This is a genomic window from Streptomyces sp. NPDC020379 (assembly GCF_044387105.1).
In the GTDB taxonomy this organism is placed as follows: domain Bacteria; phylum Actinomycetota; class Actinomycetes; order Streptomycetales; family Streptomycetaceae; genus Streptomyces.
Window position 1 is genome coordinate 17,432 of record NZ_JBIRVR010000029.1, and the last position, 23,137, is coordinate 40,568.

The 23,137-nt window shown below is 72.7% G+C and carries 23 protein-coding genes and 1 riboswitch; of the genes, 9 read left to right on the forward strand and 14 right to left on the reverse strand.

Annotation, left to right across the window (positions count from 1 at the left end):
• Positions 1-2: 2 nt before the first annotated feature.
• Both ACH427_RS28650 and ACH427_RS28655 read right to left on the reverse strand, forming a co-directional pair.
• A complete protein-coding gene (locus ACH427_RS28650; RefSeq protein WP_398874037.1) occupies positions 3-2,843 on the reverse strand; it encodes an AAA family ATPase in 2,841 nt (946 codons plus the stop codon).
• A 369-nt stretch (positions 2,844-3,212) separates the two neighbouring features.
• Positions 3,213-4,430 (reverse strand): acyl-CoA dehydrogenase family protein, encoded by a 1,218-nt coding sequence (locus tag ACH427_RS28655; RefSeq protein WP_398874173.1) that lies wholly within the window; start codon positions 4,428-4,430, stop codon positions 3,213-3,215.
• A gap of 164 nt (positions 4,431-4,594) precedes the next feature.
• Between ACH427_RS28655 and ACH427_RS28660 the strand changes: the two genes are divergently transcribed.
• Positions 4,595-5,254: a TetR family transcriptional regulator gene (locus ACH427_RS28660; RefSeq protein ID WP_398874039.1), complete on the forward strand. Its 660-nt coding sequence runs from the start codon at positions 4,595-4,597 to the stop codon at positions 5,252-5,254.
• Between the two features lie 41 nt (positions 5,255-5,295).
• Here ACH427_RS28660 and def read toward each other — a convergent pair whose 3' ends face one another.
• A complete protein-coding gene (def, locus tag ACH427_RS28665; protein WP_398874041.1) occupies positions 5,296-5,835 on the reverse strand; it encodes a peptide deformylase in 540 nt (179 codons plus the stop codon).
• A gap of 166 nt (positions 5,836-6,001) precedes the next feature.
• Between def and ACH427_RS28670 the strand changes: the two genes are divergently transcribed.
• The 5 genes from ACH427_RS28670 (at position 6,002) to ACH427_RS28690 (ending at position 10,719) form a co-directional block, all read left to right on the forward strand.
• On the forward strand, positions 6,002-7,240 hold the full coding sequence (locus ACH427_RS28670; protein WP_301889506.1) for a MurT ligase domain-containing protein: 1,239 nt from the start codon (positions 6,002-6,004) through the stop codon (positions 7,238-7,240).
• 29 nt (positions 7,241-7,269) lie between these two features.
• A complete protein-coding gene (locus ACH427_RS28675; protein WP_398874043.1) occupies positions 7,270-7,998 on the forward strand; it encodes a type 1 glutamine amidotransferase in 729 nt (242 codons plus the stop codon).
• A 130-nt stretch (positions 7,999-8,128) separates the two neighbouring features.
• Positions 8,129-9,154: a 6-phosphofructokinase gene (locus tag ACH427_RS28680; protein ID WP_398874045.1), complete on the forward strand. Its 1,026-nt coding sequence runs from the start codon at positions 8,129-8,131 to the stop codon at positions 9,152-9,154.
• A gap of 353 nt (positions 9,155-9,507) precedes the next feature.
• On the forward strand, positions 9,508-10,458 hold the full coding sequence (locus ACH427_RS28685) for a cytochrome c oxidase assembly protein (protein ID WP_398874047.1): 951 nt from the start codon (positions 9,508-9,510) through the stop codon (positions 10,456-10,458).
• Between the two features lie 102 nt (positions 10,459-10,560).
• The gene (locus tag ACH427_RS28690) at positions 10,561-10,719 is read left to right on the forward strand and encodes a hypothetical protein (RefSeq protein ID WP_398874049.1); all 159 of its coding nucleotides are present in this window, start codon (positions 10,561-10,563) and stop codon (positions 10,717-10,719) included.
• A 17-nt stretch (positions 10,720-10,736) separates the two neighbouring features.
• Here ACH427_RS28690 and ACH427_RS28695 read toward each other — a convergent pair whose 3' ends face one another.
• From ACH427_RS28695 to ACH427_RS28735, 9 genes are all read right to left on the reverse strand, one after another.
• On the reverse strand, positions 10,737-11,126 hold the full coding sequence (locus tag ACH427_RS28695; protein ID WP_398874051.1) for an SSI family serine proteinase inhibitor: 390 nt from the start codon (positions 11,124-11,126) through the stop codon (positions 10,737-10,739).
• Positions 11,127-11,281: 155 nt separating this feature from the next.
• Positions 11,282-11,944 carry a peptidylprolyl isomerase gene (locus tag ACH427_RS28700; protein WP_398874053.1) on the reverse strand — a complete coding sequence of 221 codons (663 nt, stop codon included), beginning with the start codon at positions 11,942-11,944 and terminating at the stop codon, positions 11,282-11,284.
• Between the two features lie 102 nt (positions 11,945-12,046).
• Positions 12,047-13,648: an alpha/beta hydrolase gene (locus tag ACH427_RS28705; RefSeq protein ID WP_398874055.1), complete on the reverse strand. Its 1,602-nt coding sequence runs from the start codon at positions 13,646-13,648 to the stop codon at positions 12,047-12,049.
• A 173-nt stretch (positions 13,649-13,821) separates the two neighbouring features.
• The gene (locus ACH427_RS28710; protein ID WP_398874058.1) at positions 13,822-14,619 is read right to left on the reverse strand and encodes an urease accessory protein UreD; all 798 of its coding nucleotides are present in this window, start codon (positions 14,617-14,619) and stop codon (positions 13,822-13,824) included.
• Positions 14,616-15,311: an urease accessory protein UreG gene (ureG, locus tag ACH427_RS28715; protein ID WP_398874060.1), complete on the reverse strand. Its 696-nt coding sequence runs from the start codon at positions 15,309-15,311 to the stop codon at positions 14,616-14,618. The genes ACH427_RS28710 and ureG overlap by 4 nt, the downstream gene beginning before the upstream one ends.
• A 195-nt stretch (positions 15,312-15,506) precedes the next feature.
• Positions 15,507-16,199: an urease accessory protein UreF gene (locus ACH427_RS28720; RefSeq protein ID WP_398874062.1), complete on the reverse strand. Its 693-nt coding sequence runs from the start codon at positions 16,197-16,199 to the stop codon at positions 15,507-15,509.
• On the reverse strand, positions 16,199-17,920 hold the full coding sequence (locus tag ACH427_RS28725) for an urease subunit alpha (RefSeq protein WP_398874064.1): 1,722 nt from the start codon (positions 17,918-17,920) through the stop codon (positions 16,199-16,201). The genes ACH427_RS28720 and ACH427_RS28725 overlap by 1 nt, the downstream gene beginning before the upstream one ends.
• Positions 17,913-18,224 (reverse strand): urease subunit beta, encoded by a 312-nt coding sequence (locus ACH427_RS28730; RefSeq protein WP_398874066.1) that lies wholly within the window; start codon positions 18,222-18,224, stop codon positions 17,913-17,915. Before ACH427_RS28730 ends, ACH427_RS28725 begins: the two co-directional genes overlap by 8 nt.
• Positions 18,225-18,237: 13 nt before the next feature.
• The gene (locus tag ACH427_RS28735; protein WP_398874068.1) at positions 18,238-18,540 is read right to left on the reverse strand and encodes an urease subunit gamma; all 303 of its coding nucleotides are present in this window, start codon (positions 18,538-18,540) and stop codon (positions 18,238-18,240) included.
• Between the two features lie 775 nt (positions 18,541-19,315).
• A riboswitch (cyclic di-AMP (ydaO/yuaA leader) is annotated at positions 19,316-19,513 on the forward strand.
• A 4-nt stretch (positions 19,514-19,517) separates the two neighbouring features.
• Here ACH427_RS28735 and ACH427_RS28740 point away from each other — a divergent pair.
• Positions 19,518-19,988, forward strand: a complete 471-nt coding sequence (locus ACH427_RS28740; RefSeq protein WP_398874070.1) for a C40 family peptidase — start codon at positions 19,518-19,520, stop codon at positions 19,986-19,988.
• An 82-nt stretch (positions 19,989-20,070) separates the two neighbouring features.
• Here the strand turns inward: ACH427_RS28740 and ACH427_RS28745 are convergent, their stop codons facing one another.
• Complete coding sequence (locus tag ACH427_RS28745; RefSeq protein ID WP_398874073.1) at positions 20,071-20,511, reverse strand: ATP-binding protein; 441 nt, start codon at positions 20,509-20,511, stop codon at positions 20,071-20,073.
• Between the two features lie 253 nt (positions 20,512-20,764).
• On the opposite strand from ACH427_RS28745, the gene ACH427_RS28750 reads away from it, so the two are divergent.
• Together ACH427_RS28750 and ACH427_RS28755 are read left to right on the forward strand one after the other, a co-directional pair.
• Entirely contained in the window at positions 20,765-21,634 is an 870-nt protein-coding gene (locus ACH427_RS28750; RefSeq protein ID WP_398874075.1) for a helix-turn-helix domain-containing protein, read from the forward strand.
• A 9-nt stretch (positions 21,635-21,643) separates the two neighbouring features.
• Positions 21,644-21,889, forward strand: a complete 246-nt coding sequence (locus tag ACH427_RS28755; protein ID WP_398874077.1) for a DUF397 domain-containing protein — start codon at positions 21,644-21,646, stop codon at positions 21,887-21,889.
• A 4-nt stretch (positions 21,890-21,893) separates the two neighbouring features.
• On the opposite strand, the gene ACH427_RS28760 is transcribed toward ACH427_RS28755, so the two are convergent.
• Positions 21,894-23,045 carry an 8-amino-7-oxononanoate synthase gene (locus ACH427_RS28760; RefSeq protein WP_398874079.1) on the reverse strand — a complete coding sequence of 384 codons (1,152 nt, stop codon included), beginning with the start codon at positions 23,043-23,045 and terminating at the stop codon, positions 21,894-21,896.
• Between the last annotated feature and the right edge of the window lie 92 nt (positions 23,046-23,137).

Consider the following 23,137-nt stretch of genomic DNA (forward strand, 5'->3'; position numbering starts at 1 on the left):
TCCTAGTTGCTCGCGACGCGGGTGCCGGCCGGTGAGTGGCGCGGTCCGTCGGGTGCGTGGCGGCCCGGGCGGTACGGGGTGCCGAGGGAGGAGGGCAGGTCGGCGCGGCCGCGGACGTCGAGCTTGCGGTAGACGTTCGTCAGATGGGCCTCGACGGTGCGGAGGCTGATGAAGAGGGTGGCGGCGATCTCCTTGTTGGTGACACCGCGCCGGGCGAGCTCGGCGACGCGGCGCTCGCTCTCGGTCAGGGAGTCGACCGGGCTGGCGGCGAGCCGGGACATCCGGCCGCCCGCGGCGACGAGCAGGTCCCGGGCGCGGGCGGCGAGCATGTGATAGCCGCAGCCGGTGGCGAGTTCGACGGTGCGGCGCAGGTGGCGGCGCGCGTCGGGGGTCGCGTCGTGCCGCAGGAGCTCGCAGCCGAGCTGGTATTCGGCCTTGGCGCGGTCGAGGCGGGCCGGGGAGGCGGCCAGGGCGTCCACGGCCTCGACGAGCAGGTCCAGCCGGGCGCGGCCGTCGGCGACGACACCGGCGGCGATCAGCCCGAGGCCGACGGCGCGCGGGGTTCCCCAGCGGCGTGCCGCCTCCTGCGAGCGTTCGGCGAGGTCCGCGGCGGCCCTGGTCCGGCCCTGGCGCACGAGGGTGGTGACGGCGGGCAGCCACCACGGGGCGAGGACCGGGTTGCCGATGCCCGCCGCCTCCATGCTGCGCCCGCAGTGCAGCCACAGCTCCAGCGCGCCGTCGAGGTCGCCCCGCTCCCGCCGGGCTCTGCCCTTGGTGTAGAGGAAGTGGTGCCATTCCCAGACGCCTTGGGCCACGTCCGGGCCGGCGACTCCGTCGAGCAGGGCGTCGGCCTCCTCGGCCTCGCCCCAGGAGAGCAGGGCGGTGGCGAGGGCGAGGGCCGGCATGGTGGCGTCGGGGCAGCCCGCCCGCGTGGCGTGTTCGACGGCGGTGCGGGCGGTCGAGACGGCCGCGGTGACGTCGCCGGTGCCGTGCAGGGTGAGGGACTGCCCGCAGAGCGCGGCGATGTGGGTCCATGTCTCGCGGCGCGCCCGGCTGTCGGACACACACCGGCCCAGCGCGTCCATGGCCTCGTCCACCTCGTCGGCGAGCGAGAGGACGAGGGAGGCGCCGAGCACGCAGGGGCCGACGGGTGCGGGCTCCTTGATCCACAGGGCGCGGCGGGCCAGGTCGACGGCCGGGCCCGCGGGCCCGCCGTCGAGGGCGGCGAGGACGCTCAGGCCGGCCAGCAGGTGGCGTTCGGCCCGGCTCTCACCGGGGGGTACGGGCCAGTCGCGAGCCCGTTCGCGGGCGGCGGGCAGGGCGGTGCGGTCGTTGACGGCGGTGACGAGGAGGGCGGCCGCGACGGGGGCGCGGAGCGCTTGGCCCGGGACGCCGGGCTCCGTCGGCAGGGTGTCGAGCACGGCGCCCAGTTCCCGTACGGCCTGGGGGGCGCGGCGGGTGCCCGCGGCGATCAGCCCGTACTGCACGACGATGCGGGCCCGGTCGTGCGGACGGGTGGCCTCGGCGAGGGCCTGCCGCAGCTGCGCGAGGGTGGTCGCGGGGGCCAAGTGCGCTGAGGTACGGGCCAGTTCGACGCGTATCTCCTGGCGGAGGCCGCCGGTGGGTCCGGCGGCGAGGGCACGGCGCAGGCTGCGCATGGCGGCCCGGGCGGTGGCGCGGTCCGGTGCCTGGGCGGCGGCCTCGCGGAGCACGCCGGGCATCCACGGCTCGGCGGGCTCCTTGAGGTGGACGAGCTGGGCGGCGACCTCGCCGGCGGGGCGGCCCGCGTCGTTGAGCAGCCGGGCGGCGCGGGCGCGCAGTGTCTCCCGCTCGGGGGCGGGCAGTTCGGCGAGGACGGCGCGGCGGACGGCTTCCCGCATGGCGGCGGACCCATCGGCCGGTGCGACGATCCCGTCGCGGCGCAGGGTCTCCAGCGCGGCCGTCAGGCGTCTGCCGGTCACCGCCGAGAGCGCGCCGAGCGGTTCGGGGTCGGTATGGCCGAGGACGGCGACGGCGCGGGCGACGGCGCGGATGTGACCGGCCTGTCCGGACAGCCTCGCCGTCGCCGAGCGGGTGAGGAGCTCCTCGCCGATGGCGCGCAGCCGGTGGAGACCGTCCGCGTCGGGGCGGATGTCCGCCGCGCGCACGTCGGTGAGCAGCCGGGTCAGCAGTCCGGGGTTGCCGCCGGAGAGCTCCGCGCAGTGCTGGAGGAAGGGTTCCGACGGGGGACGGCCCAGGGCGCGGGTCACGACGGTGGCGATGGCCGCGGGGTCGAGCGGGCCGAGGTCCAGGGCCGTGCAGCCGTTGTGGGCGAGGAGCGCGGAGAGCGCGTCCGCGCCGGGCCCGGGATGGTCGGTGCGCTGGGCGAGAACCACCAGGAGGGGTAAGGAGGTGGCGCGGCGGAGCACGAAGCCCAGGCCGTTCAGGGAGGTTTCGTCGCACGCCTGGGCGTCGTCGAGGAGGAGGGCGAGCGGCCCGTTCGCCAGGAGGCCCGTGGCGCGGCGGTGGAGCGCGCGGTGGACGGCGTACGCGGCGGTGGCATCCGGGAGGCCGGCGTCGAAGGGGTCGAAGGGTGCGAAGAGGTCGCGTAAGACCTGGTGTTCGCGCGCACCGGACCGTGCCGTACGGTGTCGTACGGTCATGCCGGTGGAGGTCAGCCGCTCGGCGAGGGCGGCGAGGAGCGCGGTCCTGCCGATCCCGGCCGGGCCGCGGACGACGACGGCCCGCGCGGATCCGGCGCGCACGGCCGCCGCTGTCCGCAGGAGGCCGTCCAGCGCGTGGGAGCGGCCGGACAGGTGCCGCCGGGAGGAGGTGTCCCGATCCCGATCGCTACTGACCGCCACGGCGCTTCCTTCTTCCATGAAGCCACACTTGAGCTCCGGTGATCGACGTGCGCACCGGAGGGCGGTTTCCCAAGAGCGACCGCCAAGACCGGACTTGCACGAACAAGATCGGAAACGACGGTAACAGAACGCCTGATGAACACCTATGGCGTTTGAGCCAAAACGACATCCCAGACACGGCCAAAAACAGGCGTTCGATTCCTGGATGCCCACAGGGTCCGCCCGTCAGCGGGCCCTTCGGCGATTGAGCCGAAAACAATCCACCGGGGACAATCCGACATCTCCGCGTCATACGCCTGTTGTAGCCTCCCGCGACTTCGCCGCGGGCCCCGCGGGTGCCGGCCGAGGCCGCGGAGCCCGCTCCCGGGCCTATCGGATCGGCATCCCCGACAGCGTGCGCGCGATGACGAGGCGCTGGATCTCGCTCGTGCCCTCGAAGATCGTGTAGATGGCGGCGTCGCGGTGCATGCGCTCCACGGGATACTCACGGGTGTAGCCGTTGCCGCCGAGGATCTGCATCGCCTGGGCCGTCACGGCCTTCGCCGTCTCCCCCGCGAAGAGCTTCGACATCGAACCCTCCGCCGCGGTGAAGGGCTTGCCCGCGGTGGCCATCCAGGAGGCGCGCCAGACCAGGAGGCGGGCGGCGTCCACGCGGGTGCGCATGTCGGCGAGCTGGAAGGCGATGCCCTGGTTGTCGATGATGGGGCGGCCGAACTGGACCCGGGTCTTGGCGTAGTCGAGGGCGACCTCGTAGGCCGCGCGGGCGATGCCGACCGCCTGGGCGCCGACCGCGGGGCGGGATGCCTCGAAGGTGGCCATCGCGGCGTTCGGCGACCCCGCCCCGCGCTGCCCCGCCGCCCGCTCCCGCGCCCTGGCCAGCCGCTCGTCCAGCTTCTCCTTGCCGCCGAGCAGGCAGTGCCCGGGGACGCGGACGCCGTCGAGGACGACCTCGGCGGTGTGCGAGGCGCGGATGCCGTGCTTCTTGAACTTCTGCCCCTGGGAGAGCCCCGGGGTGCCCGGCGGGATGATGAAAGAGGCGTGGCCGCGCGAGCCCAGCTCCGGGTCGACCACGGCGACGACGACATGGACGTTGGCGATGCCGCCGTTGGTCGCCCAGGTCTTGGTGCCGTTGATCACCCACTCGTCCTTGGCCTGGTCGTAGACGGCGCGGGTGCGCATGGCGGAGACGTCCGAACCGGCGTCGGGCTCGGAGGAGCAGAAGGCGGCCACCTTCACATCGGCCGCGTCGCCGTACATCTGCGGCACCCAGGTGCCGATCTGCTCCTCGGTGCCGTTGGTGAGCACGCCGATCGCGGCGAGGCCCGTGCCCGCGATGGCGAGCCCGAGGCCCGCGTCGCCCCAGAAGAGCTCCTCCAGGGTGAGCGGGACGCCGAGACCGGTGGGGTCGAAGAACTGCTGCGCGTAGAAGTCGAGGGAGTAGAGGCCGATCTTGGCGGCCTCCTGCACGACCGGCCAGGGGAACTCCTCGCGCTCGTCCCACTCCGCGGCGGCCGGGCGCATCACGTCGACCGCGAAGCCGTGGATCCAGTCGCGAATGCCCCGCTGATCCTCGTCGAGCTCCATCATGAACTGCGTCACGACCCCTCCAACTCGTCATTACTCGCGGTAACATGAGTATGTTACCCGTCAGTAGAGGTGTCAACAGCCCGGCCTCCCGGATTCGCTGAGTGGGCTTGGTGTTACGTTGCGCAGGCGTTACCGGATACACAGGGGCGGGGAGGCGGGTCCTTATGGAAACCAGTCAGCGGGACGATCAGCAACGGGCCGCGGAGCGGCGGCGCAAGGAGCTGCTGGAGGCCGCGGACCGGGTGGTGCTGCGGGACGGGCCGGGGGCGTCCATGAACGCCATCGCGGCGGAGGCGGGCATCACCAAGCCCATCCTCTACCGGCACTTCGGCGACAAGGGCGGGCTCTACCGCGCCCTGGCCACGCGCCACACGGAGGCACTGCTCGCGGGGCTGCGCGCCGCGCTCGACGCCCCGGCGGCCACCCGGCGCGACCGCGTCGAGGCGACGCTGGACACCTATCTGGTGGCCATAGAGACCCGGCCGCAGGTCTACCGCTTCCTGATGCACCCCGCCGACGAGGGCCATTCCCCCTCGGACCAGGGCGAGCAGGGCTTCGACGTCGGCCGGCACTCCGCGCCGCTGCTGCGCCGGCTCGGCGAGGAGCTGGCCCAGGTGATAGCCGAGCGCGTCGACCTCGGGCCGGGCAGCGACGAGCTGGCCCGCGCGTGGGGGCACGGCATCGTCGGCATGATGCACGCGGCGGGCGACTGGTGGCTGCGCGAGCGGCCGTTCCCGCGGGAGAACCTCGTGCGGCACCTCGCGGATCTGCTGTGGGGCCGGCTCGCGGCCGCGGGCGACCTGGAGGGCGGTCCGGCCTTCTGACCGCGGCTCAGGCGCCGGGCGGGCCGGGCCCGCGGCACGGGTCAGGCCGCCCAGGGCGCCTTGCGGACGGCCCGCAGCGCGCGGCGCCGCCGCAGGCCCGTCAGACGGTCGAGGTACAGGCCGCCGTCGAGGTGGTCGCACTCGTGCTGAAGGCACCGCGCGAAGAAGCCGGTGCCGCTCACGCGCACCGGGGCGCCGTCCACGGTGCGGCCCTCCACCACGGCGTGGTCGAAGCGCGGGGTGCCCGCCTCGATGCCCGGCACGGACAGACAGCCCTCGGGCCCGCGGACGACGACGCCGTCGGCCTCCACCAGGCGGGGGTTGACGAGGTGTCCGAGATGACGGAGGTCCTCGTCGTCGGGGCAGTCGTAGACGAAGACCCGCAGCGGAACGTCGATCTGGTTGGCGGCCAGGCCCACGCCCTGCGCCGCGTACATCGTGGCGAACATGTCCTCGACGAGTTTCGCCAGGTCAGGACCGAAGTCCGTGACCTCTTCGCACGGTGTGCGAAGACCCCGGTCGCCGAGCAGCCGCATGGGCCGCACCTGTCCCGCGCTGCCGGGAATCGAGCTTGTTCGCATGGGGTCAAGCGTACGTTCCAGGGGCTCTGGGTTCGGGCCCCCGGCCGGATCTCGATAGGCTGAGCCCCGACCGAAGCCTCCTGGCCGGCGTTCGGCACGGAGGGGGCGTTCCACCGGCGGACCAGGAAACAGGCGGCGGCGCCGGATGCAAGGAGGATCTAGGACGATGGCAGGCAACACGGGGCCGCTGTCGCCGCGGGCCAAGCTGGCCGTGACGGCGGGCAAGGCAGCTGCGGCGGTGTCGCGAGCCGCGGGCCGCGGCAGCGGATCGGTGATCGGCGGCAAGGTCGCGCTCAAGCTCGACCCCGATCTGCTGGCCCGGCTGGCGACCCACCTGGACGTGGTCCTGGTGTCCGCGACCAACGGCAAGACGACCACGACCCGGCTGATCGCCGAGGCGCTGCGGGCCAGCGGCCCGGTCGTCTCCAACGCGCTGGGCGCGAACATGCCGGCCGGCATCACCTCCGCCCTCGCGGGCGGCTCGGACGCGCGCTACGGCGTGATCGAGGTGGACGAGAAGTATCTGGCGGGTGTCGCCCGGGACGTCTCGCCCAAGGCCATAGCGCTGCTGAACCTCTCGCGCGACCAGCTCGACCGGGCCGCGGAGACGCGCATGCTCGCCGAGAAGTGGCGCGAGGGGCTGGCGGGCACCAAGGCCGTGGTGATCGCCAACGCCGACGACCCGCTGATCGTATGGGCCGCCTCCTCCTCGCCGAACGTGGTGTGGGTGGCGGCGGGCCAGGAGTGGAAGGACGACGCCTGGTCGTGCCCGTCGTGCGGTGGCGTGATGCAGCGCCCCGGCGACGACTGGTTCTGCGGCGAGTGCGGCTTCCGCCGGCCGACCCCGAGCTGGGCGCTGTCGGGCGACTACGTCCTCGACCCGCACGGCAGCGCGTGGCCGATCCACCTCCAGCTGCCCGGCCGGGCCAACAAGGCGAACGCCACCACGTCGGCGGCCGTCGCGGCCACCTTCGGGGTGCCGCCGCAGGTCGCGCTGGAGCGGATGTACCAGGTGCAGGCCGTCGCGGGCCGGTTCGACGTGGTGTCGTTCCTGGGCCGTGACGTCCGGCTGCTGCTGGCGAAGAACCCGGCCGGCTGGCTGGAGACCTTCTCCCTCATCGACGGCCCGCCCGCCCCGGTGATCCTGGGCGTGAACGCGCGCGGCGCGGACGGCACGGACACCTCGTGGCTGTGGGACGTCGACTACACCCGCCTCGCCGGGCACCCGATCTTCGTGATCGGCGACCGCAAGCTCGACCTCGCGGTGCGGCTGGAGGTCGCGGGCCTGGACTTCCGGGTCTGCGAGACCGTCGACGAGGCGGTGCAGTCCGCACCGCCCGGCAGGATCGAGCTGATCGCGAACTACACGGCGTTCCAGGACGTGCGCCGCCGCGTCGGCAACTGACCCCGCGAGCACTTGACAGGATTGTGAGCATGAGCCAGAACAGTCTGCGTGTCGTGTGGGTCTACCCCGACCTGCTCAGCACCTACGGCGACCAGGGCAACGCCCTGGTCCTGGAGCGCCGCGCGCGCCAGCGCCGCCTCGATGTCCAGCGCGTGGACATCCGCTCCGACCAGCCCATCCCGACCTCCGGTGACATCTACCTGATCGGTGGCGGTGAGGACCGTCCGCAGCGGCTGGCGGCCGAGCGGCTGCGCCGTGACGGCGGTCTGAACCGGGCCGTCGCCAACGGCGCGATCGTCTTCTCGGTCTGCGCCGGCTACCAGATCCTGGGCCACGAGTTCATCAACGACCTGGGCCAGCGCGAGCAGGGCCTCGGGCTGCTGGACGTCGTGAGCACCCGCGGTGAGGACGAGCGCTGCGTCGGCGACGTGCTGGCCGACGTCGACGAGCGGCTGGGCCTGCCCCCGCTGACCGGCTTCGAGAACCACCAGGGCGTCACCCATGTCGGCCGCAACGCGCGCCCGTTCGCGCGGGTGCGGGTCGGCAAGGGCAACGGCACCGGCGACGGCACCGAGGGCGCGTACAACGACACCGTCTTCGGTACGTACATGCACGGCCCGGTCATGGCCCGCAACCCGCACATCGCGGACATGCTGATCAAGCTGGCGCTGGACGTCAACGCCCTGCCGCCGGTCGACGACCGCTGGTACGACGCGCTGCGCGAGGAGCGCATCGCGGCGGCGACCCAGCCCGCCTGAGCCGCGGAACGGGCCGGTCGGCCCGGATGACGGACGGTTGTATCCCCCGCCACCCACCGCTTGTAGGGTGGCGGGGATCCAGCCGGACGACGGGGTCCGGTCTCCGGCCCTGTTGTGAAGGTTCCCTGTCATGCGCATTGGTGTACTCACCTCCGGCGGCGACTGCCCCGGTCTGAACGCCGTCATCAGGTCCGTCGTGCACCGCGCCGTGGCCGACCACGGCGACGAGGTCATCGGTTTCCACGACGGCTGGCGGGGCCTGCTGGAGGCCGACTACCGCAAGCTCGACCTGGACGCGGTGGCGGGCATCCTCGCCACCGGCGGCACGCTCCTCGGTTCGTCGCGGGTGCAGCCCGCGCAGCTGCGGGACGGCGTCGAGCGGGCCAAGGGCCATGTCGCCGACCTCGGCCTCGACGCGGTCATCCCGATCGGCGGCGAGGGCACGCTCAAGGCGGCCCGGCTGCTATCCGACGCGGGCCTGCCCATCGTGGGCGTCCCGAAGACCATCGACAACGACATCGCGTCCACCGATGTGACCTTCGGCTTCGACACCGCCGTAGGGGTCGCCACGGAGGCCCTGGACCGGCTGAAGACGACCGCCGAGTCGCACCAGCGCGTGCTGATCGTCGAGGTCATGGGCCGCCACACCGGCTGGATCGCCCTGCACTCGGGCATGGCCGCGGGCGCGCACGCCATCGTCGTGCCGGAGCGCCCCTTCGACATCGACGAGCTGACCGAGGTCGTCGGCCGCCGCTTCGAGGACGGCAAGCGCTTCGCGATCGTGGTGGTCGCCGAGGGCGCCAAGCCGCGCGAGGGCTCGATGGCCTTCGAGATCGGCGCCACGGACGTCTACGGCCACGAGCGCTTCGCGGGCGTCGCCCGGCAGCTCGCCGGCGAGCTGGAGCGGCGCCTGGGCAAGGAGGCGCGCCCGGTGATACTCGGCCACGTGCAGCGCGGCGGTACGCCCACGGCGTACGACCGGGTGCTGGCGACGCGCTTCGGCTGGCACGCGGTGGAGGCCGCGCACCAGGGGGCGTTCGGGATGATGACGGCGCTGCGCGGGACGGACATCACGCTGGTGCCGCTGGCGGAGGCGGTCGAAAGCCTCAAGACGGTGCCGCACGAGCGTTACGCGGAGGTGGAGTGCGTCCTGTGAGACCGGGCGGTGGCTGAGCTCTCAGCTCCGCCCCGGCCCCGTTCACGCCTGCGGCGGGCTTTGTTCCCCTGCCCCGCCCCTTCCCCGAGACCGGGGCTGCCGCCCCAGCCCCCGCATCGCGGCTTCGCCGCGTTGTCCTCAAACGCCGGACGGGCTGAGATTAGCCCGCAGGTCGCAGGCAACAGATCACGGTCCGCGCAATCCAGCCCGTCCGGCGATTGAGGACGCGGCCGCAGGCCGCCCCCGCCGCAGGCGGCAACGGACTCGCACCGGGAGCGGCCCCCGGCCACCGCTCCGGCCAAGGGCGCCTCTAGTCTTGACGAGGCGCATTGGTGCGAAATGGGAGAGAGCGGATGGATCACAGCGGGCACGGCATGATGATGGACATGCCGCCGTTCACGCTGGGACGGGGGTTGCAGTACAGCAGCGAACCCTTCTTCTTGATCGGCTGCCTGCTGGCGCTGGGGCTGTACGGCTGGGGCGTGGTCCGGCTGCGGCGGCGGGGTGACGCCTGGCCCGTGGGCCGCATCGTCGCGTTCGTGACCGGTGTGCTGACCGTGGCGCTGGTGATGTGCACCAAGCTGAACGACTACGGCATGGTCATGTTCAGCGTGCACATGGTGCAGCACATGGTGATCAGCATGCTCTCACCGATCCTGCTGCTGCTCGGCGCGCCGGTGACGCTGACGCTGCGGTCGCTGCCCGCGGCCGGGCGGGGCCGCAGGGGCCCGCGCGAATGGCTGGTGTCGCTGCTGCACAGCCGCTACATGCGGATCATCACGCACCCGGCGTTCACGATCCCGCTGTTCATCGCGAGCCTGTACGCGCTGTACTTCACCCCGCTCTTCGACTTCCTCATGGAGACGAAGACCGGGCACATCGCGATGATGGTGCACTTCCTGGCCGTGGGCCTGGTGTTCTTCTGGCCGATCATGGGCGTGGACCCGGGTCCGCACCGGCCCGGCTATGTGATGCGGATGCTGGAGCTCTTCGCGGGCATGCCCTTCCACGCCTTCTTCGGCATCGCGCTGATGATGGCCTCGGAGCCGATGATCGGCACGTATATGCACCCGCCGGCCTCCCTGGGCATCGACGCGCTGGAGGACCAGCAGGCCGGTGGCGGTATCGCCTGGGCGTTCAGCGAGATCCCGTCGGTCGTGGTGCTGCTGGCCCTCGTGCTCCAGTGGTACCGCTCGGAGCAGCGGCAGGCCCGCCGCTTCGACCGCGCCGCGGACCGCGACGGCGACAAGGAACTCGCCGCCTACAACGCCTACCTCGCGTCGCTCCAGGGCCGGGGGCAGTAGGCGGATGCCGTAGCGGCCAGGGCCGCGGCCGGGAGACGATGGTCTCCTGGCCGCGGCCCTTTCGCTTGCCACGCATCCGGGCCGCCGTGAGGAGGTACGGGCATGCCCGGATCGACGAAGGCGATGGCGGTGCTGACGGTGGGCTCGCTCGTCGTCGTGACCGCGTATTCGGTGACGATCGGCAGCGACGGCTGGCTGTGGTTCACGTGGGTGATGCTGGGGCTGCTGACGATAGGGGCGTCGGCGACCAGGAGAACGTAAGGGCCCGCGGGGGCCGGTCAGAAACGGAAGACGGGGCCCGTCGCCGCGTCGAGCGCGCATGCGTTGGGGTAGGTCTTGTGCCAGACGATCGGCCGCCCGTTCCAGTCGCCTTCGGCGGTCGCGGTGACCGGGTCGTACTCCCGCGTGCAGAGGTGGCTCTCGACGATCACGTCCCCCGGCTCCCCCTGCGCCCGGTGCAGGGCGGCGCAGGCCGCCGCCCCGTGCGGGTGGTGTCCGTCCCCGTCCGGGCAGGTGAGCTGGAGCCCGCGGGTCCAGGTGTTCTGGGCGCCGGAAACGGTCAGGAAGAGCCGCCCGTGGTCGGACTCGCCGGCCGCTGGGGGCGCGGCCAGGGCGAGCAGAGCGGTGGCGCTCGCCGCGGTGGCCACGGCGGCGGTACGTACGGACATCGGTTCCTCCTGGGGCGCGGGGGTGCCCGGAGCAAGCTCATCGCGCGCGCGAGGCGCGCCGCAAGCCCCCGCACCGGCCGGTCCCCCGACCGGCCGCACACCGTCACCCGCCCGGCGGGCCCTCTCCCCGCGCCCCGCCTTCCGCCGGCGTAACGCTATCCGACCCTGATGTGGACGCGTTTGATGTCGACAGGCAACGCCGGGAAGCCGTCGCCGGGGCCGTTCTGGTCGTCCTCGCCGCCTGCCGCGATCTTCCGCAGCACGTCGAGGCCGGCGGTGACCTTTCCGAACGGTGTGTAGGCGGGTGGGAGCTTGGTGTCCTGCCAGACGAAGAAGAACTGGCTGCCATTGGTGTCGGGGCCGGCATTTGCCATCGCCACCGTGCCGGCCGGGTAGGCGGCCCCGGTCAGGTTCTCGTCGGGGAAGGAGTAGCCCGGGCCGCCGCTCCCGGTGCCGGTCGGGTCGCCGCATTGCAGTACGTAGATGCGCGCCGTGGTGAGCCGGTGGCAGTGCGTCCTGTCGAAGTACGCGCGCTGCGCGAGGAACTTGAAGGAGTAGGTGGTGCACGGCGCCTTGTCGGTCTGCGCCCGGAAGGTGATGGCGCCCTGGCTGGTGCGCAGCGTGGCGCTGTAGGGCCGGGCGGCCTTGACCGGGTCGAAGACGGGTATCCCCTTGAATCTGTCGGCGGGGACGGCAGGCGTATAGGCGCAGGCGGCCGTCCGCGCGGGTGGGGGCGGGGTGTCCGCCGCGGCGGGCGTCGCGGCGGACAGAGCGAGCAGCGCGGCGGCGGTGAGCAGGGCGTGCGGCTTACGGAGCATGGGACGGTTCCCTTCGGATGCGACTCCGGACGGGCATGGACCGACGATCGCGCCCCGGTCCCTCGGGGACCGGGGCGCGACTTCCGCCTTGACCTCTGAGCCTTACTTGGCCGCGGAAGCCTTCGGGGGCTCCGGGACGGCGTGCGGGGCGCACGTGACGTCCTTGCTGTCGACCTTGCCCTCAAGGAGGTAGGCGTCGACACGGGAGTTGATGCAGGGGTTCACGAGGCCCGTGACGCCGTGCGAACCGGCGCCCTGCTCCGTGATCAGGCGCGAGCCCTGGAAGCGCTTGTGGAGCTCGACCGCGCCCGCGTACGGGGTGGCGGCGTCACGCGTGCTCTGGACGATGAGCGTCTTCGGCAGGCCCTTGTGCGTGGTGACCTCGACCGGCGTGCCCTGGGGGGCCCTCCAGGTGGCGCAGGGGAGGTTCATCCAGGCGTTGGCCCAGGTCATGAAGGGGGCCTGGCGGTTGACACGGGTGTTGTCCCGGTCCCACTTCTGCCAGCTGGGGGGCCACTTGGCGTCGGCGCACTCGACCGCGGTGTAGACGGCGTTGCCGTTCTCCGCGGTGATGTTGGCCGCCTTGTCGGCCAGGTTCGGGCCGGCCGCGGCGACCAGCGGCTTGCTGTCACCGGCGACGTACTTGCTCCAGGCGTCCGCGACCGGGACCCACGAGGAGTCGTAGTACGCGGCGCTCTGGAAGAAGTTGATGAGCTCGGCCGGGCCGACGACCCCGCCGATGGGGTCCTTCTTGGCGGTGGCCCGGATCTTCTCCCAGCCCTGCTGGACCTTGGCCTGGGTGCTGCCGAGGTGGAAGACGGCGTCGTGCTGGGCGACCCACTTCTCCCAGTCCTTGAAGCGGCCCTCGAAGGCGACGTCCTGCTCCAGGTTGGCCTGGTACCAGATGTTCTCCTGCGCCGGGTTGACGACGCTGTCGACGATCAGGCGGCGGACGTGGTCGGGGAAGAGCGTGCCGTAGACGGCGCCGAGGTAGGTGCCGTAGGAGACGCCCAGGTAGTTGAGCTTCTTCTCGCCGAGGGCGGCGCGCACGACGTCGACGTCACGGGCGGTGTTGGCCGTCGTGAGGTACGGCAGGAGGTCGCCGCTGCGCGCGGCGCAGCCGTCGGCGTACTGCCGGGCCAGCTTGCGCTGGGCGAGCTTGTCGGCCTCGTTGGAGGGCACCGGGTCGGCCTTGGGCGCCGCCACGAACTTCTGCGGGTCGATGCAGGAGATCGGGGCGGAGTGGCCCACGCCGCGCGGGTCGAAGCCGACGAAGTCGTATGCCTTGGCGGTCTTGGTCCACAGCGGGCTCTTGGTCGTGATCCGCTTGGGGAACCTCAGGCCGGAGCCGCCGGGGCCGCCGGGGTTGTAGATCAGCGAACCCTGGCGCTCCGCCGCGGTGCCGGTGGACCGGGCCCGGTCCACGGCGATCTTGATGGTGCGGCCGTTCGGCTTGCGGTAGTCCACGGGCACCGTGACGAAACCGCACTCGATCGGCTTCTCCAGGGCCCAGTCGGCAGGGCAGTCCTGCCACTTGATGCCCGACTTCGCCGCCTTCGCGGCGGCGACCTGCACACCGTGCGCCTCGGCGGCGCCGCCCGGCACGCGGTCGACCGCGCCGGCTGCCGGGGCGGTCAGGAACCCGGCCACCAGCGCGCCGGTCACCGCAGTGCCGGCCGCGCCGAGTATTGATGTAGGTCTCACGTAGGAATCCCCCTGCTGATGCGCCGCCTGCTGCGGCGATGATCGCAATACTGCTGCTCGGATCCTTCCGTCTCCCTTGCCATAAAGGACAGGTTCCACAGGGGTTTCTTTACTAATCCGTAAGAATGAAGACACAAAAGGCGCCACATGTGCCGTCGTTCATCCCTGGCGCATCAAATCGCCCGCATGATGCGATCTGCTGGCATGTCGCCCGCTTCCAGTGCTTTTCGGAGCTGGAGGCCGTCCGGGGCGACCGCGCACACCACGGCGGCGGGCCCGGCCAGCGGGGCGACGGCGGCCGTCGCGCCGAGCGGGCGCGCCGCCACCGGGGCGCCCTCGAAGGCCGGGTCGACGACGAGGAGTTGGCCCACGGCCCGGTGGCCGCCGAGCACCGCGCCGCCGTCCCAGCCGGGCGCCCCGGGCCCGTACGACAGCTCCTGGTCGAAGAGCGGGCGGCCGGCGCGGTGGACCGTCAGCCGTGCGGTCAGCCGGCCCGGCTCCTCGCCCGCGCGGCCGAGGATCTGCTCCTCGCGGAGCACCAGCCGCGCGGTCGGCGCGAGTTCGACCCGGGTGGTGCTGCGCAGGTCGCTGCCCCGGGCGGAGATCAGCGGCTCGGGCAGCCAGTGCAGCGTGGCCCCGTCGCCGACGCGGATCCGGGTGTCGTACGTGGCCGGCTCGCCCGTACGGCCGGGCAGGGCGATGGTCGCCGCCGTGGTGGAGAAGCGCAGGGTGGCGCCGTCCTCGACCTCGGCGGTGAGGGTGAGCCGGTCGCCGCCGAGGGGCGCGCTCATCGCGCCCACGAGGGCCACCCGCGCCCCGGGCCCGAACGCCCGCAGCCTGCGCAGCGCGAAGGGGCCCGCGCCGTCGAGGACGGGCAGGGCGGTGCCGCCCCTGCCGTCGGGGGTGGCGACGATCCGGGCGGCGGCCCGGATCCCCGCGGCGGGCTCGGGCCGTACGGGTGCGAGGGTCATCGGGTTCCGGCGGTCCAGGCGGTGAGCTGCGCGCGTACCCAGTCGGCGACGGGTCCGACGCCGCCCTCGGTGGCCAGCGAGGTGAAGGCGACGGGGAGTTCCCCGCGCTGGGCCTTGGCGTCGCGGGCCATGCCCTCCAGGTCGGCGCCGACGTAGGGTGCGAGGTCGGTCTTGTTGACGACGAGCAGGTCGGCGGTGGTGACGCCGGGGCCGCCCTTGCGGGGGATGTCGTCGCCGCCCGCGACATCGATGACGAAGATCTGCGCGTCGACGAGCCCCTTGGAGAAGATGGCGGTGAGGTTGTCGCCGCCGGACTCGACGAGGATCAGGTCCAGCGGCCCGACCGCGTCCTCCAGGTCCTCGACGGCTTCGAGGTTGGCCGAGATGTCGTCACGGATCGCGGTGTGCGGGCAGGCGCCGGTCTCGACGGCCGTGATGCGCTCGGGCGGCAGCACGGCGTTGCGGAGCAGGAATTCGGCGTCCTCGCGGGTGTAGATGTCGTTGGTCACGACGGCGATGGACAGCCGGTCGCGCAGCTCGCGGCAGAGCGCGGCGACGGTGGCGGTCTTCCCGGACCCCACGGGCCCGCCGAGCCCGATCCGCAGCGCCCGCCGCGACCCGTCACCGCGCAGCGGGTCGGCGGCGCTGTAGGTGTGGCGGTGGGGGAAGGCGTCGGGGTGGTCGAGATGCATGGTCCCTCCGGGGGTTCGGTGATGGGTGTCTGTGGTGTCGCCGCCCGCGGCGGACGCGCCCCGCGGGCACGTCCTCGAACGCCGGACAGGCTGAGTGCGTACCCCGAGGGCCGGGGCTTGCCCCCCAACGCGGCGCGGTCGCGTATGGGATACGCCGGGGAGGGGCGGGGCAGGGAAGACAGGACTGTCCCCCTCCTACGTCGCGAACAAGCGGACCGGCCACGCCGCGTGGTGCTCCGCCATGATGTCGAGCAAGGGCGCCCCGCCCGCCGGAAGCGCGTCCAGCCCCTCACTCGCCGCGGCGGCCGCCCGCGCCGCGACGGCGTCCAGCTCCGGCGCCAGCCGGGCCAGCACGCCTGTCGCGTCGAAGGGATCGAGGCCGAGCAGCCGTACGACCGCCGTGGCCGGTCCGCTGACCGACTCGTAGACGGCGGCGTACGCGGCGTCCAGCGCAGTCAGCCCGGCGGCGCGGGCGGCCAGCCCGAGCACGATCGGCTGGTGGGCGCCGCGCGGCCGGGCCGCCACCAGCGCTTCCAGTTCGGGCGAGGGCCACGTGGCCCGTACGGCGCGGGTCAGCTGCCGCCCCAGCCGGCGCGCGGCGGCACGCAGGGCCGGTGAGGGGGTGCGGGCGTCGGCGGCCTCGTCGAGCGTGAGCGGGTCGAGGCCCGCGGCGGCCGCGGCGGCGAGCCCGGCCGCGGTGAGCCCCGCGGTGTGCAGCCGCCCCCGGCAGAACGTCTCCAGGGTGGCCGCGTCCCGGACGCGGCCCGCCTTGACGGCTGCCTCGGCGCCGCCGGAGTGCGCGTGGCCTCCGGCGGGGAAGCGCCCGTCGGCGAGGACGAGCAGCGCGGCCCGCGAGCCCGCCGGCGCCCCGGTCTCCCCCGCCGCCATCAGAAGAGGAAGTAGCGCTGTGCCATGGGCAGTTCCGCCACCGGCTGTGGTTCGATCACGTCGCCGTCGACCGTGACCGTGAAGGTGTCGGGGTCGACCTCCACCCGGGGGCGGGCGTCGTTGTTGCGCATGTCCGCCTTGGTGACGCCGCGCGTGCCGCGGATCGGGGTGAAGCGCTTGCCGAGGCCGAGCCGCTCGGGGAGGCCGTCGTCGAGGGCCCACTGGGTGACGAAGTTCAGGGAGTTGGCGGCGGGGGCGCGCCCCACGGCACCGTACATGGGCCGCGGCAGGATCGGCTGCGGGGTGGGGATGGACGCGTTCGCGTCGCCCATCTGCGCGTACGCGATCTGGCCGCCCTTGATGACGAGCAGCGGCTTGACGCCGAAGAACGCCGGTTCCCACAGCACGAGGTCGGCGAGCTTGCCGGTCTCGACGGAGCCGATCTCGTGGTCGAGGCCCTGCGCGACGGCCGGGTTGATGGTGTATTTGGCGACATAGCGCCGGGCCCGCCGGTTGTCGGCGGCGCCGTCCCCCGGCAGGGCGCCGCGCCGCCGCTTCATCACGTGCGCCGTCTGCCAGGTGCGCAGCACGATCTCGCCGACGCGGCCCATCGCCTGGGAGTCGGAGGAGATGATCGAGATGGCGCCGAGGTCGTGCAGGACGTCCTCGGCGGCGATGGTGCCGGGCCTGATGCGGGACTCGGCGAAGGCGAGGTCCTCCGGCACGGCGGGGTTGAGGTGGTGACAGACCATCAGCATGTCGAGGTGTTCGTCGACGGTGTTGACGGTGTGCGGGCGGGTCGGGTTGGTGGAGCTGGGGAGAACGTTGGCCTCGGAGACGACGGTGATGATGTCGGGCGCGTGCCCGCCGCCCGCGCCCTCGGTGTGATAGGCGTGCAGGGTGCGTCCGGCGATCGCGGCGAGGGTGTCGCCGACGAAGCCCGCCTCGTTGAGCGTGTCGGTGTGGATGGCGAGCTGGGCGCCGCTCTCCTCACAGACGGCCAGGCAGGCGTCGATGACGGCGGGGGTCGCGCCCCAGTCCTCGTGGATCTTGAAACCGACGGCTCCGGCGCGCAGCTGGGCGCGCATGGAGTCGTAGGAGACGGTGTTGCCCTTGCCGAGGAAGCCGACGTTCAGCGGGTAGCCCTCCATCGCCTCGAACATCCGGGCAAGGTGCCAGGAGCCGGGGGTGATGGTGGTGGCCTTGCTGCCCTCCGCCGGGCCGGTGCCGCCGCCGACGAGCGTGGTGACGCCGGAGGCGAGGGCCTCGTCCGCGATCTGCGGGCAGATGAAGTGGACGTGGGCGTCGACGGCCCCGGCGGTGAGGATCTTGCCGTTGCCCGCGATGATCTCGGTCTCGGGGCCGATGACGAGGTCGGGGTGGACGCCGTCCATGGTGTCGGGGTTGCCGGCCTTGCCGATGCCGGTGATGCGGCCGTCACGGATGCCGATGTCGGCCTTGACGACGCCCCAGTGGTCGAGGACGACGGCGCCGGTGACGACGGTGTCGGGGGCGCCGTCGGCGCGGGTCGCACGGGACTGTCCCATGGACTCCCGGATGACCTTGCCGCCGCCGAAGACCGCTTCGTCACCGGCGTGGCCGGGGCCTCCGCTGCGGTCCTCCTCGATCTCGATCAGGAGGTCGGTGTCGGCGAGGCGGATGCGGTCCCCCGCCGTCGGGCCGAACAGATCGGCGTACGCGGCCCGGCTGAGCTCAGTCATCGAGCGGTCCTCCGCACTCGCCGCGCAGTCCCTCGACGATGCGCTTGCCGGCGATCGGCACCAGGCCGACCTCGACGGGGATGCCGGGCTCGAAGCGCACGGCGGTGCCCGCGGCGATGTCGAGCCGCTTGCCGCGGGCGGCGGCGCGGTCGAAGTCGAGGCCCGGGTTGGCCTCGGCGAAGTGGTAGTGCGAGCCGACCTGCACGGGCCGGTCGGCGGCGTTGAGCACGGTGAGCCGGGTGCGGTGGAGCCCCTGGTTGAGGGGTACGGGGTCGGCGGCGAGCAGGATCTCTCCGGGAATCATGGCGGTCTTCCCTTCAGCCGATGGGCTCGTGCACGGTGACGAGCTTGGTGCCGTCCGGGAAGGTGGCCTCCACCTGGACCTCGTGGATCATCTCGGGTATGCCGCTCATCACCTCGGCGCGGCTGAGCACCTTGCGCCCGGAGGACATGAGCTCGGCGACGGTCCGGCCGTCGCGGGCGCCTTCGAGGACGTGCACGGTGATCAGGGCCACCGCCTCGGGGTGGTTGAGGAGCACCCCACGGGCCCGGCGCTTCTCGGCTACGTCGGCGGCCACATGGAGAAGCAGGCGTTCCTGCTCATGCGGGGAGAGTTGCATGCGTCCACCTCACTGACGAACCGGTACCCCCAGCGAACCCAACGGGGGCACACAAGAGTTCTACACACCTTTGACCTGGGGTTCTTCATCGGACGACCAGGGATTGCAGATTAGAGCGGAAGCTTTTCCCACGTGTTAACTGACTCTTTGCGCATCCATGGCCAGAGGTGTCACAGGAGGCCGGAGGGGCCAGGGGGACGAAACCGGTGATCCGGGCGGGGCCTTCATGCCGCTGCCGTCTGCAACTACTGGATCTTCTGGGCCGGATCACTCCGCTCCACCCGCATGACACGTACGACGGGCTACGGGCGCCGCAGACCGCGCGCGTCGCCCGCGCCGGGCCCGGCGAAGCCCTCGCAGCCGCGTTCGAGGGCGGTGGGCGGGAGTTGCCCGGGAGCCGCCTGGCACGCCCGTTGCCGGTCCGGCCCGGGGCGCGTCGGCGCGTCCGGGGCGCGGTCCCGCTCACGCTCCCGCCCGCGCCCGTGCATCACGGGTCGGCGGGTGAATAAACACTGCTCCCCCAGACGCCGGACGGCGTCGTAGACGACGCGCGGTGATCGATGTCAACCGGGCACGCACGCCGCGCCGGAGCGGTGCCGCGGGCCCCCAGGCCAGGGGCTCAACAGGGCTTCGCCGAAACGGACAATCCCCGCCGTGTCCAGCGGAATTGCCCGGGAGTGAGCAGCCTCACATACCTCTGGTTCCACTCGGAATCCGTACCTGGGCTGCGCCAAGATCCGGTCGACGACAAGACCCCGCCATCCCGGCGGGGCGGTCCAGGCGGACGCCGAACCCCGCCGCTGCCTGGATGCCGGGTCGAACGAACGCACCGGTGGGGATGGAGGACCCGAGCACGGTGGGACGACCAAGAGTAGTGCGGTCGGCCCTTGGGGTGAAGCCGTTGACACGGCCGGGCATCTTCGCCTGCCCGAACCCGACAGGTCATCCTTCACAGGCGGCTGACGAAGGGTTGGCACATGGGCGCGCACAAACGTCCGTCAATGATGTCCAGGGCCGGCGCGGCCTCCGCGCTCACGCTCGCCGCCGTCGGCGCCACGGTGCTGGTGCCGGGCGGCGCGACGGGAGCCGAGGCATCGACCGTCGCCACCGACGCACTGCACATCGCGGCCTCGAAACAGGGTTCCCCCTATCAGTGGGGCGCGACCGGCCCTTACCGCTTCGACTGCTCGGGCCTGACCCTCTACTCCTTCAAGCGGGCCGGGAAGACCCTGCCCCGCACCGCCGCCGAGCAGTACAACCGGACCACCCATATCTCCCGCTCCGCCCGCGAAGCCGGTGACCTGGTGTTCTTCGTCTCCGGCCAGGGCATCTACCACGTGGGGATATACGCGGGCGGCGGCAGGATCTGGCACGCGCCCAAGACCGGAGCGGTGGTCCGCCTGGAGCGGATCTGGACGAACAACGTCCGCTACGGCCGGGTGAACTGACCCGTCGGCACACACAGCGGCAGGAGGCGGCCGCGATGCCGCACCGGGGCCCCGCACGCCGTGCGGGGCCCCGGTCCCGCCCTCACCGTTCGGCGCTGAGGGCGGGCACGGTCCAGGGCAGCGAGATCCATACGGTCTTGCCGCCGTCCGGGTTCGGGGTGAAGAAGACCCTTCCCCCGCGCTCCGCGGTGAGGCAGCGGATGATGACCAGGCCCCGCCCGTTGTCCTGCTGTACGGCGGCGGGCAGTCTGCGGGGGAGGCACGGGTGGCTGTCGGTGACCCCGATCCGCAACTGCCGGTCGAGGTCGAGCCGGACCTCGACGGTGAAGGTGGGCGACTGGCCGCGGGTGTGCTGCACGGCGTTGGTGGCGAGCTCGGAGACGATCAGCCGCACGGTCTCGGCGGCGTCCGTGCCACCCGGCAGCCCCCAGTCCGCGAGCACGCCGGCCACATAGCGGCGCGCGGTGGAGACCGAGGCGGGGGCGCTCGGCAGGGTGACGGTGGCTTCTTGGTGATCTGCCATGGCGCTGTCCCTTTCCCGCCGGGAGCGGACTCCGACGCAATGCGTCGTGAAGTCGAGAGCACTTCCGGACGGCTCTGCGCGACAGCCTGCCACCGGAAATGGGGGTGATGCGGGCGATCCTCCAGCATCTGCATATATCTGTCGCTCGAAGCGGTGAACTCTACGACGAGAGACCGGATTCCGACGGCACACTGGTCTATTGACGAGAAACACCACGTTCATCACGGGGTTCATCACAGGCGGAGGCAGGGCTATGCGAAACGGACCCGCGGTGCGCCGCCGCAAACTCGGCGGCGAGCTGCGCCGCCAGCGCGAACTCGCCGGACTGACCAGCCTGGAGGCCGCACACGCGGTGGGCTGGCACCAGTCGAAGGTCAGCCGCATCGAGACCGGCAGCAGTGGCGTGAAGTCCTCGGACGTCGCGCTGCTGCTGGACGCGTACGGGGTGTCGGACCCCGAACTGCGCGCGCTGCTGGGAGCGCTGTGCGGCGCTGGCACCGCCGATGCGGAGGGTGCCCGCCGGGGCTGGTGGTACGCCTACCGCAATCTGCTGCCCCCGGCGTATCTCGACTTCATCAGCCTGGAATCGGAGGCGTCGCGGTTACGCACCCTGGAGACGACGGTCGTGCCGGGCCTCCTCCAGACTCCCGCCTATGCCCGCGCGGTGACCCGTGCGGCGCTCAACGACCCGCCGCCGGAGCAGGTGGAGAAGCTGGTGCGGGTGCGCATGGCACGGCAGTCGGTGCTGGGCGGCGACAGCCCGCTGGAGCTGTGCGCCGTGCTGGACGAGGCGGTGCTCCGCCACGAGGTGGGCGGGCGGGAGGTCATGGCCGGGCAACTGCGACACCTGGTGGAAACGGGTGCACAGCGTCATGTGCGGCTGCATGTACTGCCGTTCTCCAGGAGCTGCCATATTGGCATCACCGGACCTTTTGTTATTTTCTCATTTCCGCGCATTGCTGATCTGGACGTGGTTGTTCTCGACCATTTGACGAGTAGCCTCTACCTCGAGCGGAAAGAAGACCTCCGGGCGTACGCCGAGGCATTCACCACGCTGCGGGCGCACGCCCTCTCGCACGAGAACTCGCTGGATTTCATCGCCGGGATCAACGACGGCGCGTAAGGAGGCACCATGTCCGCAATGCCTCGGTACGTACCTTCCCCTTCGGCCCTGTGCGGCGCAGTGTGGCGACGCAGCAGCTACAGCACCGGAATGAACAACTGCGTGGAGACGGCCGGTCTGGCCCCCGGGCTCCTGGCCGTGCGCGACTCGAAGAACACCGCCCTGTCCGCCCTGTTGCTCTCCCCCGTCGCCTGGTCCTCCTTCCTCGCAGGGCTGCGCGACGACTCCCTCCGTCCCCCCGACCGCACGACCTGAGCCCTCAGGCGGCCGGTGCGGTCCTCACGACCGTGCCGGCCGCCTCCTCGACCTGCCGGTCCGACAGGTCCGCCCGGGCGGTCAGCCTCAGCCGCGAGATGCCGTCGGGCACGGACGGCGGCCGGAAGCAGCCGACCGCGAGCCCCGCGGCCCGGCAGTCGGCCGCCCAGCGCACCGCCGCCTCGGGGGACGGCGCCCGTACGGACACCACCGCCGCGTCGGGCCGTACGGCTGCGAGGCCCGCGGCCGTCACCCCGCGGTACAGCTCGCGGGCGACGTGCCGGGCGCGCGCCGCGCGCTGCGGCTCGCGGCGCAGCACCCCGAGGCTCGCCAGGGCCGCGCCCACGGCCGCCGGGGCGAGGCCGGTGTCGAAGATGAAGGTCCGGGCGTTGCTGACGAGGTGCCTGATCACCCGGGCCGGGCCGAGGACCGCACCGCCCTGGCTGCCCAGCGACTTGGACAGGGTGATGGTGGCGACGACGTCCGCCGCGCCCGCGAGGCCCGCCGCGTGCACGGCCCCGCGGCCGCCCTCGCCGAGGACTCCCAGGCCGTGCGCGTCGTCCACGAGCAGGGCCGCGCCGTACGCCCGGCAGGCGTCGGCGAGCGCGGCCAGCGGGGCGGCGTCGCCGTCGACGGAGAAGACGGAGTCGGTGACGGCCAGCGCGCGGCCGCCGTGGGCGTCGAGCGTCTTGCGGACCACGTCGGGATCGGCGTGCGGGACCACCGCGGTCTCCGCCCGGGCGAGCCGGCAGCCGTCGATGAGCGAGGCGTGGTTGCCCGCGTCGGAGACCACGAGGGCCGCGTGCTCGGCGGGCCCGGTGAGGGCGGTGACGGCGGCGAGGTTGGCCGCGTAGCCCGAGGAGAACACCAGGGCCGCCTCGAAGCCGCAGAAGGCGGCCAGTTCCTCCTCCAGCCGGGCGTGCAGCGCGGTGCTGCCGGTGACCAGTCGCGAACCGGTCGCTCCCGCGCCCCACCGGAGCGCGGCCTCGGCCGCCGCCGCGGTGACCTCCGGGTGCCGGGTGAGCCCCAGATAGTCGTTGCCCGCCAGGTCGGCCAGCGGCGAATCGGCGGGGCGCGGACGCAGGTCCCGCACCAGACCGGCGGCGAGGCGGCGTTCGTGGTGCCGGTCGATCCAGTCGAAGGGGTCCTGGGGCATCGGCCGTCCTTGTCGTTTCCGTGGCGGGGCGACGGTGGGTGGGAGCACGGCGGGACCCCGGGCCCCGCTTTGTATGCAGTGCATAGAACGTA